This window comes from Nonomuraea sp. NPDC049624, from assembly GCF_040675255.1.
Lineage (GTDB): Bacteria > Actinomycetota > Actinomycetes > Streptosporangiales > Streptosporangiaceae > Nonomuraea.
This window is the reverse complement of record NZ_JBFAOR010000004.1, coordinates 717,994-729,860: the sequence shown is the minus strand read 5'-3', so window position 1 is coordinate 729,860 and position 11,867 is coordinate 717,994. Positions and strand designations below refer to the sequence as shown.

At 74.6% G+C, this 11,867-nt stretch carries 9 protein-coding genes; 4 read left to right on the top strand and 5 right to left on the bottom strand.

All coding sequences use genetic code 11. The features are described 5' to 3' along the window. Nucleotides 1-98: 98 nt before the first annotated feature. Nucleotides 99-404 (bottom strand): DUF6401 family natural product biosynthesis protein, encoded by a 306-nt coding sequence (locus AB0J76_RS19705; protein WP_364390050.1) that lies wholly within the window; start codon nucleotides 402-404, stop codon nucleotides 99-101. Nucleotides 405-469: 65 nt separating this feature from the next. Then, the gene (locus tag AB0J76_RS19700) at nucleotides 470-1,630 is read right to left on the bottom strand and encodes a 4-hydroxybenzoate 3-monooxygenase (RefSeq protein ID WP_352330257.1); all 1,161 of its coding nucleotides are present in this window, start codon (nucleotides 1,628-1,630) and stop codon (nucleotides 470-472) included. An 80-nt stretch (nucleotides 1,631-1,710) separates the two neighbouring features. On the opposite strand from AB0J76_RS19700, the gene AB0J76_RS19695 reads away from it, so the two are divergent. Then, a complete protein-coding gene (locus AB0J76_RS19695; protein ID WP_352330259.1) occupies nucleotides 1,711-2,463 on the top strand; it encodes an IclR family transcriptional regulator in 753 nt (250 codons plus the stop codon). 18 nt (nucleotides 2,464-2,481) lie between these two features. Here AB0J76_RS19695 and AB0J76_RS19690 read toward each other — a convergent pair whose 3' ends face one another. Then, nucleotides 2,482-4,248, bottom strand: coding sequence for a thiamine pyrophosphate-dependent enzyme (locus AB0J76_RS19690; RefSeq protein WP_352330261.1), 1,767 nt, complete (start codon nucleotides 4,246-4,248; stop codon nucleotides 2,482-2,484). Nucleotides 4,249-4,335: 87 nt separating this feature from the next. Between AB0J76_RS19690 and AB0J76_RS19685 the strand changes: the two genes are divergently transcribed. The 3 genes from AB0J76_RS19685 to AB0J76_RS19675 all read left to right on the top strand — a co-directional run bounded on the left by AB0J76_RS19685 (nucleotide 4,336) and on the right by AB0J76_RS19675 (nucleotide 7,395). Continuing rightward, nucleotides 4,336-5,223: an SDR family oxidoreductase gene (locus tag AB0J76_RS19685; RefSeq protein ID WP_364390048.1), complete on the top strand. Its 888-nt coding sequence runs from the start codon at nucleotides 4,336-4,338 to the stop codon at nucleotides 5,221-5,223. Nucleotides 5,224-5,368: 145 nt separating this feature from the next. Next, the gene (locus tag AB0J76_RS19680) at nucleotides 5,369-5,980 is read left to right on the top strand and encodes a cupin domain-containing protein (protein ID WP_352324237.1); all 612 of its coding nucleotides are present in this window, start codon (nucleotides 5,369-5,371) and stop codon (nucleotides 5,978-5,980) included. Then, nucleotides 5,977-7,395 carry an FAD-binding oxidoreductase gene (locus AB0J76_RS19675; RefSeq protein ID WP_352324236.1) on the top strand — a complete coding sequence of 473 codons (1,419 nt, stop codon included), beginning with the start codon at nucleotides 5,977-5,979 and terminating at the stop codon, nucleotides 7,393-7,395. Before AB0J76_RS19680 ends, AB0J76_RS19675 begins: the two co-directional genes overlap by 4 nt. 21 nt (nucleotides 7,396-7,416) lie before the next feature. Here AB0J76_RS19675 and ligD read toward each other — a convergent pair whose 3' ends face one another. Beyond that, nucleotides 7,417-8,613 (bottom strand): non-homologous end-joining DNA ligase, encoded by a 1,197-nt coding sequence (gene ligD / locus AB0J76_RS19670; protein ID WP_352324235.1) that lies wholly within the window; start codon nucleotides 8,611-8,613, stop codon nucleotides 7,417-7,419. 29 nt (nucleotides 8,614-8,642) lie between these two features. Then, nucleotides 8,643-11,843 carry a BTAD domain-containing putative transcriptional regulator gene (locus AB0J76_RS19665; RefSeq protein ID WP_352324234.1) on the bottom strand — a complete coding sequence of 1,067 codons (3,201 nt, stop codon included), beginning with the start codon at nucleotides 11,841-11,843 and terminating at the stop codon, nucleotides 8,643-8,645. Between the last annotated feature and the right edge of the window lie 24 nt (nucleotides 11,844-11,867).

Genomic DNA, 11,867 nt, shown 5'->3' with positions numbered 1-11,867 from the left:
GAGCGGCGCGGCCGGCGAGCGTGAGCCTCGCGGGCCGGCCGGGAGCGGGGCCCGGTGCCGGGTGGTGGCCGTCTGAGCGCGGGGCGTCCGGCGCGGGGTCAGGCGGGTTCGGCGAGGAAGCCCTGTTCGCGGGCGAGCCAGCAGACCGCCGTCAGCCGCAGCGCGGGCGCGTCGTGGTCGCCGCTGAAGATCCAGCCACGGTGGCGCAGCTCGTCGAGGAAGCCCAGCAGGTAGTCGCCGAGGGTCTCGCGGTCGAGCGGGATCGCGTCACGCAGCAGCGCCGCGTGCTGATCCACGGCCGCGACCAGCGCCGGCTCGGACTCCATCCTGGCGAGCTGGGCATGGCCCAGCGTGTCCATCAACCACCGCAGGGGCGAACGCGCCCAGCCCTCCTCGAAAACCACGCGCCAACCTTAAGGCATCGCCCGAGGTCAGCCCGCCCAGGGGCGGTCGCGCGGCCGTCGCGCGGTCAGTCGAAGGGCAGGCCGACGTAGTTCTCCGCCAGCGTGGTCGCCGCCGCCTCCGAGGAGGTGACGTAGTCCAGGTAGGAGGTCTGGAGCCGCCGTCCGTACGCGTCGTCATCGTCGAAGGTGTGCAGCAGCGTCGTCATCCACCACGAGAAGTGCTGCGCCCGCCACACCCGCTTCAGGCACGCCGTCGAGTAGCCGTCGAGCAGCTCCGTCGAGCCGTGCTCGAAGAAGGCCGCCAGCGCCTCGGTCAGCACCCGGACGTCGGCCACGGCCAGGTTCAGCCCCTTGGCGCCGGTCGGCGGCACGATGTGGGCGGCGTCCCCGGCCAGGTAGAGCCGCCCGTACTGCATGGGCTCGGCGACGAACGAGCGCATCGGCGTGACGCCCTTCTCGATGATCTCGCCCGTGGCCAGTTGGAAGCCGGGGACGGTCTCCAGGCGGGCCTTCAGCTCGGCCCAGACGCGCTCGTCGGGCCACTGCGCCACGTCGGCGTCGGCCGGGACCTGGAGGTAGAAGCGGCTGACCGTGGGCGAGCGCATGCTGTGCAGCGCGAATCCGCGCTCGGTCCTGGCGTAGATCAGCTCCTCCGACGAGGGCGCCACCTTCGCCAGGACGCCCAGCCAGGCGAAGGGGTACTCCCGCTCGAACACCTCCAGGGCCCCGTCCGGGACGCTCGGCCGCGAGACGCCGTGGAAGCCGTCGCACCCGGCGATCACGTCGCAGTCGAGCCGCTGCCCGCCGAAGGTGAGGTACGGCCCGGACTCCGGGGAGTGCACCTCGACGTCCTCGACCTCGAACCGCAGGTCGCCGCCCGCCGCCAGCCGGGCCGCGATCAGGTCCTTGACGACCTCCTGCTGCCCGTAGACGGTGATGGCCCGGCCGGGGACGAGCTCGTCGAAGGCGATGCGGTGGCCCGCGCCGCCGTACCGCAGCTCGATGCCGTGGTGGGGCAGGCCCTCGCGCAGCAGGCGCGCGCCGACGCCCGCCTCGACGAGCGTGTCCACCGTGCCCTGCTCCAGGACGCCCGCGCGGACCCGCCGCTCGACGTAGGCGCGGCTGCGCTTCTCCAGCACCACCGAGGAGATGCCGCGCAGGTGGAGCAGATGAGACAGCAGCAGGCCCGCGGGGCCCGCGCCGATGATCCCGACCTGAGTTCGCATGAGGGAAGTCTGCTGCCTGCCGGCCTCCGGAGCCGAGTAGCCTCTTCCACTGAGTGGAAGATGTGCGCAGGAGTGTGGTCATGTCCGGAGGAGCCCGGCGTCCGGGGCAGACGGTGACGTCCAAGGTGCTGGCCATCCTGGGCGCGTTCGACGCGGCCCATCCGCAGCTCACGCTGACCGACCTGGCCAGGCGGAGCGGGGTGCCGCTCAGCACGGCCCACCGGCTGGTGGCCGAGCTGGAGGAGTGGCAGGCGCTCAGCCGCTCCCCCGACGGGCGGCTGCGGGTGGGGCTGCGGCTGTGGGAGCTCGGCCAGCTCGCGCCCGGCAGCCTCCAGGGCCGCGCGCACCCCTGGCTCCAGGAGCTGTTCGCCACCACCGGCGAGAACGTGCACCTCGCCGTCCGCGACGGCCTGGAGGTCCTGTACGTGGACAAGGTGTACGGCAGGCGGGCCGTGCCCATCGTCTCGCGCACGGGCGGGCGGCTGCCGATGCACCCGACCGGGGTGGGCAAGGCGCTGCTGGCCCACGAGCCGGAGTGGTTCGTGCAGGCGTACCTGGCCCGCGCGCTCGAACGGCCCACGCCGCACACCGTCACCGAGCCGGGCCGGCTGGCCAGGGAGCTGGCGGCGGTGCGGGCGCAGGGCTACGCGCTGACCCACGAGGAGATGACGCTCGGCTCGTGCTCGGCGGCGGCGCCGGTCGTCGTGGACGGGCGGGCGGTGGCGGCCGTGGGGATCGTGCTGGCCTCGCGGCGCGCCCGCGAGCTGCCCCGGCTGGTGGACCCGCTGCTGGAGACCGCCGCCCGGATCGCCGCCGCCTGCCGGTCCTCGTGACCGGCCCCCGGCGGGCGGTCAGTCGGTGAACTTCTGGATGCGGTCCTTGAACAGGGTGGTCGCGATGGCCGCCTTGTGCGGCTGCCCCTTCAGGAACGCCTGGGCGAAGCTCTTGGCCTGGTCGTAGGAGACCTTGCCGGGCATGGGCGGCTCGTTCGGGTTGACGTCCACGTCCACCAGGGCGGGGCCGTCGTGGGCGAGCGCCTGCCTGATCGCCGCGGCCACGTCCCCGGACTTGGTGACCTTGGCGCCGAACCCGCCGCACGCCCTGGCCCAGACCGAGTAGTCGGCCTCCGGCTGGGCGAAGCGCACGCCGTGCTCGGGGTAGCCGAGGACCATCTGCTCCCACAGGATCTGGCCGAGCGAGTTGTTGTTGTTGATGACGACCTTGACCGGCAGCCGGTGCTGGGCGGCGGTCAGGAACTCGGCCATCAGCATCGCGAAACCGCCGTCGCCGACGTAGGCGATGACCTGCCGGCCGGGGAAGGCGTGCTGCATGGCGATGGCGTACGGCAGGCCGGGCGCCATCGTGGCCAGCGTGCCCGACAGGTAGAACTCGCGCCCGCCGCGGATCGTCCAGTGGCGGGCGGCCCAGGTGGCGATCGTGCCGCTGTCGCAGGTCAGGATGGCGTCGTCGGCGGCCAGGTCGTCCAGGACGGACATGGCGTACTGGGGGGCGATCGGGTCCCTGTCGGGGTTCTCCAGGCTGTCCATGTCGGAGCGCCACTTGGCCATGAGCTTCTGGTACTTGGCCAGGTGCCCGCCGCCGTCGCGCCGGGTGAGCAGCGGCAGCAGCTCGCGAAGGCCCTCCTTGGCGTCGCACACCACGGGCACGTCGGTCGGCACCCGCGCCCCGGCCCTGGTCGGCTCGGCCTCGAACTGCACCACCCGCGCCTTGCCCGGCTCGGGGAGGAACTTCGAGTAGGGGAAGTTCGTGCCGATCATGAACAGGACGTCGGCCTCGTCCATCAGCTCCTCGCTCGGCTTGGTGCCGAGCAGCCCGATCCCGCCCGTCGTGTACGGCGAGTCGTCCGGGACGACGGCCTTGCCGGGCAGCGTCTTGACCACCGGCGCGCCCAGCGCCTCGGCCACGGCCAGCACCTCCTGCCGGGCGTGCAGCGCGCCCTGCCCGGCCAGGATGGCGGGCCGTTCGGCGGCGTTGAGCACCTCGGCGGCCCGTGCCAGGTCCTCCTGGCGCGGCAGCCCCGGAGGCCGCAGGTAGATCGGCGCGGTCTCCGGCGCGCGCACCGGCGCGACCGTCCGGTACGGGTCCTCCCCCGCCTCGGCCACCTGGATGTCGTTGGGCAGCGTGAGATGGGCGACGCCGCGCCGCGCGTAGGCCGTCCGGACGGCCAGGTCCACCAGCGAGGGCAGCTGGGCCGGGTTGGTGATCATCATGTTGTACTCGGCCACGTCGGCGAACAGCTTGTCGAGGTGGACCTCCTGCTGGTAGCCGGTGCCGAGCACAGCGGTCTCCTGCATGCCGGTGATGGCCAGCACGGGGACGTGGTCGAGTTTGGCGTCGTAGAGGCCGTTGAGCAGGTGGATGCCGCCGGGGCCGGAGGTGGCCAGGCAGACGCCGATCCGTCCCGTGGCCTTGGCGTAGCCGGTGGCCATGAAGGCGGCGGCCTCCTCGTGGTGCACCAGCACGAACCGCACCCGGTCACGATGACGGCGCAGCCCCTCCATGATGCCGTTGATGCCGTCGCCCGGCAGGCCGAAGACGGTGTCCACGCCCCACTCGGCGAGCCGTTCGATCAGGGATTCGGATGCGATACGAGCCATATTGGCGGCTCTACCCCGCACCGCCGTCCACAGACCTCGTCACGAAAATCATTGTCATCTCTGGGGATTCGGGGGTATGGACCGGGCATGCGCATTCTGGTCACAGGAGCCACCGGCACCCTCGGCAGGGCCCTGGTGCCCGTCCTGCTCAAGGCGGGACATCGGGTACGGGCGCTCAGCCGTACCCGGCACGAGGACCGCGGGGGCGTGGAGTGGGTGTGGGGCGATCTGGCCTCGGGCAAGGGCGTCGCCGAGGCCGTCCGGCAGGTCGAGGCCGTCGCGCACCTGGCCACCGGCGGCCGGCAGGGCCGCGCCCAGGTGGACCTGGCCGGCACCCGCACGCTGACCGCGGCGGCCCGCGCGGCCGGGGCCGCGCACCTGCTGCTGCCCTCGATCGCCGGCGCGGACCGCGCGCCCGGCCACCGGCACAAGCTGGAGGCCGAACGGCTGGTCAGGGAGAGCGGCATGGCCTGGACGGTCGTCCGCGCCACCCCGTTCCACCAGTCGGTGGACCGGCTGCTGCGCGACCTGGCGGCGCTGCCCGTGCTGCCCGTGGACCGCTCGCTGCTGTGGCAGCCGGTGCACGTGGACGACGTCGCCGCCCGCCTGGCCGCGCTGCTGGCCGGCGGCCCGGCCTGCGCCGTCGTCGAGTACGGCGGCCCGCAGGTCCTCGGCACCGAGGAGCTGACCAGGACCTGGCTGGACGCCCGCCGCCTGCGCCGCCTGTGCCTGCCGGTGCGCATCCCGGGCCGGCTGGCCGCCGCGCAGCGCGCGGGCGCGTTCACCGTCGAGGCCGATCCCAAGGGCCGGATCACCTGGCACGACTACCTGTTCCCGCCGCCGCCCGTGCCCTCCGACGACTTCGCCGAGGAGCACACCGCCTCGCCGACCAGCCCTGCCACGCAGCCCGAGCGGGACCCGTCGGTACGCGTCTACGGCGGCGACGAGGGCTACCAGCGGCCGACCCGCGGCTGACCCACAGCCGATCCGCAGCCGATCCGCGCCGGTCCGCGGCTGGGACCGGTTACCGATTCGTTAGGCACCCCCCTCTTGCTGGGCTTTCTCCGCCGTCGGTACCGTCACTGAACAACTTGTTCAGCCTGACCGATCGAGAGGTTCGATGACGGACCTGGGCACCCGCATCCGGGTCTACCGAGGCATGCGCGGCATGACCGTGCGCGCCCTGGCCGGCGAGGCCAAGGCGAGCCCCAGCTTCATCAGCCAGCTCGAACGCGGGCAGACCAGCGCGAGCATCGGCATGCTGCGCCGGATCGCCTCCGCGCTCGGCATCACCGTGGCCGACCTGTTCAACGAGGACGACGAGCCCGCCCACCGGGTGGTGCGCCGCGCCGAGCGTCCCGAGCTGGCCACCGCGCCGGGCACCCGCAAGTTCCTGATCTCCCAGCGCCCGCTGCGCACCGTGGAGATGTACGCCGGCGAGTTCGACCCCGGCGCCTCCACCGGCGACGAGCCGTACACGCACGGCGACTCGCAGGAGATCTTCCTCGTGCTGCGCGGCAGCCTCACGCTCTGGCTGGGCCCCGCCGGGTCCGCCGCCGCGCACCCGCTGGGGCCCGGCGACAGCGTGGAGTACCGCACGTCGGTCCCGCACCGGGTGGTCAACGACGGCGACGAGACCGCCGAGGTGCTCTGGGTGATCAGCCCGCCCACCCCGTCCGCCGGGGAGACAGCGGACGCGCAAGCAGCAGCCGTGGAGGCAGAACAGTCATGACAGGCATCCCGCTCACCGACGACTACGCCAACGGGGGCGTCTCGTTCTGGTACCGGCAGATCGGCCTGCCCGCCAGGCGGCCCGCGCTGCCCGGCTCCCGCGAGTACGACGTGGCGATCGTCGGCGGCGGCTACACCGGCCTGTGGACGGCGTACTACCTGAAGAAGGCCCAGCCCGACCTGCGGATCGCGATCCTGGAGAAGGAGTTCGCCGGGTTCGGCGCCTCCGGGCGCAACGGCGGCTGGCTGTCGGCCGAGTTCGCCGGCTCCCGCGAGCGGCACGCCCAGGCCCGCGGCCGGCAGGCCATGATCGACCTCCAGCACGCCATGTTCCGCGCGGTGGACGAGGTCATCGACGTCACCCGCGCCGAGGGCATCGACGCCGACGTGCACAAGGGCGGCCTCGTGCACGTGGCGACCAACCCGGCCCAGCGGCGGCGGCTCCGCGAGGAGGTCGCCGACCTGCGCTCCTGGGGCTACGGCGAGGACGACATGCGGCTGATGGACCGCGACGAGCAGCGCGAACGCGTCCAGGTGGCGGGCACGCTGGAGGCCGCGTACTCGCCGCACTGCGCCCGCGTGCAGCCGGCCAAGCTCGCCGTCGGGCTGGCCTCGGCCGTGGCCGCGCTGGGCGTGGACGTCTTCGAGGGCACGACGGTGACCGAGATCCGGCCGCGCGTGGGCGGCGGCAAGGCGACCGCGCACACGCCGCTCGGCATCGTCTCGGCCGACTACGTCATCCGCGCCACCGAGGGCTTCACCGCGTCGCTGGCCGGGCAGCACCGGCAGTGGCTGCCGATGAACAGCTCCATGATCGTCACCGAGCCGCTGCCCGCCGAGGTGTGGAAGCACATCGGCTGGGCCGGGCACGAGCTGCTCGGCGACCAGGCCCACGCCTACGTCTACGCCCAGCGCACGGCCGACGACCGGATCGCGATCGGCGGGCGCGGGGTGCCGTACCGGTTCGGGTCGCGTACCGACCACCGGGGGGCCACCCAGGCGCGGACGGTGGCGCTGCTGTGGCGGATGCTGGTGAAGCTCTTCCCTGCGGCGGCCGACGCGCGGGTGCAGCACTCGTGGTGCGGCGTGCTCGGCGTGCCGCGCGACTGGTGCTCGACCGTGCACCTCGACCACGCGAGCGGGCTGGGCTGGGCCGGCGGGTACGTCGGCAGCGGCGTCACCACCACGAACCTGGCCGGGCGCACGCTGCGCGATCTGGTGCTGCGGCGGGACACCGAGCTGACGGCGCTGCCGTGGGTGGGCCGGCAGGTGCGGCAGTGGGAGCCGGAGCCGCTGCGGTGGGCGGGCGTGCAGCTCATCTACACGCTGTTCCGGGCCGCCGACCGCCACGAGAACGACCGCGGCACCGGCACCTCGCTCTACGCCCGCCTCGGCAACCTGGTCTCCGGCCGCTGACCTCCGCTTGTCGGTGAGAGGTCAGGAGCCGCCCGCGCCCTGCCAGGGGTCGTAGTCGGCCTCCAGCGGCTCCTGCGCCGGCCGCTCGCCCTCCGGCACGTGCTGGAGGTTGACCCGGATCCGGTACCACACGCTGCTGCGCCCGCGCATGCCGTCGACCAGCACGTCGGCGGGCTCCAGCAGGGCCGCGACCTCGGGGTGGCGGGCCTTCCAGCGGTCGAGCCCGGCCAGGGCCTCCTCCTTGTGCTGGGCCCTGGCGATCTCGATGACCGGCATGGTCTGCTGCCTGCGCCCGCTGCCCTTGGGCGGCTTGGGCGCGGGCCCGAGCTCCTCGGCCAGCTCCAGCAGGCCGTCGAGCGAGCCGGCGTGCAGGTCCATGTCCTCCCACGGGTCGCCGAGCTCGGCCAGCCGCTTCGGCACGCTGTCGAGGGTGAACTCCTCGGGCCGGCAGCCGGGCACCTCCTCCCAGCTCAGCGGGGTGGAGACGCGGGCGTCGGGCACCGCGCGCACCGAGTACGCCGAGGCCACCGTGCGGTCGTAGGCGTTCTGGTTGAAGTCGACGAACACGCCGTGGCGCTCCTCCTTCCACCACCGGCTGGTCGCCAGGTCGGGGGCCCGCCGCTCGACCTCGCGCGCCACGGTCTCGGCCGCCTTGCGCACCTGGGCGAACGACCACCGCCGGTCGATCCGGGCGTAGACGTGGAACCCCCGCGACCCGGACGTCTTGGGCCAGGCGACCAGCCCGTGGTCGGCCAGCACCTCGCGCGCCACCTGCGCGGTCGCCAGCACGTCGGCCCACTCGACGCCGGGGACGGGGTCGAGGTCGATGCGCAGCTCGTCGGGCCTGGCCAGGTCGTCGGCGCGGACCGGATGGGGGTTGAGGTCGACGCACCCGAGGTTGACCACCCAGAGCAACTGCGCCAGATCGGTGCAGACCACCTCTTCGGCGCTCAGCCCGGACCGGTAGCGCAGCTCGGCCACCTCGATCCAGTCGGGCCGCTTGGCCGGCGCGCGCTTCTGGAAGAACGCCTCCTGCTCGATGCCGTGGACGAACCGCTTGAGCACCATCGGCCGCCCGTGCACGCCGCGCAGCGCCGCCTCGCCGACCGCCTGGTAGAACCGGATCAGGTCGAGCTTGGTGTGGCCGGACCGCGGGAAGACCACCTTGTCGGGGCTGGTGACGCGGACGGAACGGCCCGCGACCTCGATGTCAGGCATGAGATCACGATACGCGGCGGGTCCGACAGTCAGCCGGGACGCCACCCCCGGCTGCGCGCCTCCCAGTACGTCAGCCCGAGCCGCCGGTGCAGCTCGACGGCGGCCTCGTTGTGCTCGCGCGCCTCCCGTCCGCGGCCGAGCCGCCGGGCCAGCTCGGCCAGCACGTCGTGCACCGAGCCCCAGGCGGCGCTGCCCATGCCCATGACGATGAGCTGGCCGGCGCTGGGCAGCAGCCGTTCGTACAGCTCGGCGGGGTCGGGCGTGCCGAGGCGGGCGGCCACCAGCCCCCAGACGGGGTGCAGGAAGTCCGCGGCCCAGTCCTCGCGCAGCTCCACCCCCCAGCGGCCGATCAGCTCCCTGGCCAGCTCCGGCCGACCGGCCTCCAGCGCCGCGAGCACGGCCAGTGGCCGCACCGGGCTCATCAGCGGCCGCTCCCCCGCCGCCACCAGCTCCTCCAGCAGCTCCGCGCCCCGGCCCTGGCCGCGCCTGCAGGTGTAGAGGGCGGCCAGGCGGCGCGCCTCGATCCCCCACAGGCTGCCGCCGAACGCGAGCCCGGGGAAGCGGCCGAGCAGGGCCTCGGCCTCGTCCCAGCGGGCGTGCAGGGTGTGCGCGGCGGTCTGGGAGACGCGGACCATGGCCTCCAGCTCGGGCCGGGCGACCTCGTGCAGGAGCTGCTCGCAGCGGTCCAGGTCCCTGGCCCACTCGGCCAGGTCGCCCGCGCGCAGCAGGCACGACATGCGCAGGACGCGCCCGACCAGCCGGGCCTCCCTGGGCAGGCCGGGCACGGCCAGCATCTCCTCGGCCGCCCGGCGCCGGGCGTCGTTGCGGCCCGGGACGAACCCGGCGATCAGGTAGTTGTTCAGCGCCCTGGCCAGCAGCATCGGGTCGTCCAGGCCGCGGGCCAGCTCGACGGCCTCCAGCGCCAGCCGCTCGCCCTCCGCGCGGCGCGGGCCGTAGTGCAGCTCGATGCCGAGCGTGCCGAGCAGCGCCGCCCTGGACGCCGGGTCCAGGCCGCCGGCGAGCAGGTCCTCCAGCACCGCGACCATCGTCTCGTCCACGACGCCGTACGGCCGCCAGTTCCACACCGACAGCCCGCCGAACACCGAGACGGCGGCCACCAGCGCGTCCCTGTCGCCGAGCCGCTGGGCCTGGGCGACGGCCTCGTCCAGGTCGCGGTGCGCGCCGGCGGCGTCGCCCAGGCTGCGGCGGGCCCGGCCCAGCTCGGTGAGCAGCCGGCAGCGCCGCGGCGAGTCGCCGGGCGGGAGGTGGGCCAGCGCCAGCTCCCACAGCTCGACGGCCTCCTGGTGACCGTGCCGGGCGGCGGCCTGGGCGGCGGCCTCGCAGGCGTGCGTGACGGCCTTGGGCGCGCCGCCCAGCCTGGCCGCCGCGGCGAAGTGGCCGGCCAGCAGCGCCGGGTCGGCGCCGGGCACGCTCTCCAGGTGCAGGCCGGCGCGCAGGTGCAGCCGGGCGCGGGCGAGCGTGGTCAGCCCGGCGTCGAGGGCCTGGCGGACGAGGGCGTGCGAGAAGCGGTAGCCGGCGGCCTCGGTCAGCAGCCCGGCGGCCAGGGCCGGCTCCAGGCCGGTCATGACGTCCTCGACCGGCTGCTCCACGAGCGCGGCCAGCAGGTCCACCTCGACCTCGCGGCCCGCGACGGCGGCGGCCCTGAGCAGGTCCAGCGTCGGCCCGGGCAGCCTGGCGAGCCTGCGGTCGATCACGTCGCGTGCGCCGGGCGGGACGAGATGGCGTTCGCGTTCGGGCAGCCGCAGCAGCTCGGTGAGGTAGAACGGGTTGCCGCCGGAGCGGTCGAGCAGTTCCTCCGGGTCGGCGGTCACCTCGCGCAGGCGCAGGAAGTCGCGCACCCCGTCGGCGTCGAACGGCGCGAGCGGCAGCCTGCGGCCCTCCCTGGACAGGGCGGCCAGGGTCTCGCGGAGCTGGGCCGGGTGGCCGGCGGGCTCGGGCCTGAGCGTGGCCAGCACCAGAGCGGACGTGCCCGCCAGCTCGCCGGCGACGTGGCCGAGCAGCTTCAGCGAGGAGGCGTCGGCCCAGTGCAGGTCCTCCAGCACCAGCAGCAGCGGGCCGCCGCGCAGCGCGTCGAGCACGCCGTCGTAGAGGTCGAACAGCTCGGCGTGCGGCGACGGCGGGATCATGCCCGCGCGGGTCCACGGCCAGAACGCCGGGGCCCTGGCGTCGTCCAGGCACCTGCCCCACTCCACCCGGAAGCCGCGGGCGGCGGCCAGCTCGGCGGCGGCCCTGGCCAGGCTGGTCTTGCCGATGCCGGGCTCGCCGGTGACCAGCGCCAGGCCGCCGCGCCCGGCCCGCGCCGCGCCCAGCACCTCCTCCAGGGTCCGCAGCTCCGCCTCCCGTCCCACCAGCCGCTCCCCGGCGCTGCGGCCCGCCACCGGCGACGGCTCCGGGGCGGCCTCCGTATGCTCCGTGCCCCGGTGCGCCGCCGGGCGGGCGGGCGTCGCGCCGGGGGCCTCCAGGGCCGGGGACTGGTCGAAGACGGCCTGTTCCAGACGTCTGAGCTCGGGTCCCGGCTCGATGCCGAGCTGCCCGGCCAGCAGGCCGCGCACCCGGCGCAGGGCGGCCAGCGCGTCGGCCTGCCGGCCCGCCCGGTAGAGCCCGAGCACCAGCAGCCGCCACGCCCGCTCCCGGTACGGGTACGCCTCGGCCAGCGCCTCCAGGTCGGGCACGGTGGCCTCGCCCAGTTCCAGCCGCGCCTCCAGCCGGTCCTCCTCGGCCGCCAGCCGAAGCTGCTCCAGCCGGGCCGGCACCTCGGGCGCGAGCCCGGGGAACTCGGCCAGCGGCTCGCCGCGCCACAGGCCGAGCGCCCGGTCGAGCACCCGCGCCGCCTCGCCGTGCCGTCCCTGCCGCACCAGCCGGGCGCCGTCGGCCGTCCAGGAGGCGAAGCGGGCGACGTCCGTCTGGCCGGGCGCGATGTCCAGCAGGTAGCCGGGCTCGCGGGTGAGCAGCACGCGGGGCGGCGTGCGCGGCCTGCGTCCGGGTTCGAGCACCCGCCGCAGGTGCGACACGTACGCCTGGAGCGTGGCGGTGGCCCTGGCCGGGGCCTCCCCCGCCCACAGCTCGTCGATCAGCCGGTCGAGCGGCACGATGCGGCCCGGTTCCAGCGCCAGCATGGCCAGCACCGCGCGTTGCTTGCGGGTGCCGAGGTCGAGGCGGACGCCGTCGGCGTCGTCCACCTCAAGCGGCCCGAACAGTTTGAACTCCACAGACCTCAAGTCAACCCCAATTCC

Coding starts and splice junctions, on each gene's coding strand:
- AB0J76_RS19690 (WP_352330261.1), bottom strand. CDS start 4,248: ATGGCTCGTATCGCATCCGAATCCCTGATCGAACGGCTCGCCGAGTGG.
- AB0J76_RS19700 (WP_352330257.1), bottom strand. CDS start 1,630: ATGCGAACTCAGGTCGGGATCATCGGCGCGGGCCCCGCGGGCCTGCTG.
- AB0J76_RS19695 (WP_352330259.1), top strand. CDS start 1,711: ATGTCCGGAGGAGCCCGGCGTCCGGGGCAGACGGTGACGTCCAAGGTG.
- AB0J76_RS19680 (WP_352324237.1), top strand. CDS start 5,369: ATGACGGACCTGGGCACCCGCATCCGGGTCTACCGAGGCATGCGCGGC.
- ligD (WP_352324235.1), bottom strand. CDS start 8,613: ATGCCTGACATCGAGGTCGCGGGCCGTTCCGTCCGCGTCACCAGCCCC.
- AB0J76_RS19685 (WP_364390048.1), top strand. CDS start 4,336: ATGCGCATTCTGGTCACAGGAGCCACCGGCACCCTCGGCAGGGCCCTG.
- AB0J76_RS19675 (WP_352324236.1), top strand. CDS start 5,977: ATGACAGGCATCCCGCTCACCGACGACTACGCCAACGGGGGCGTCTCG.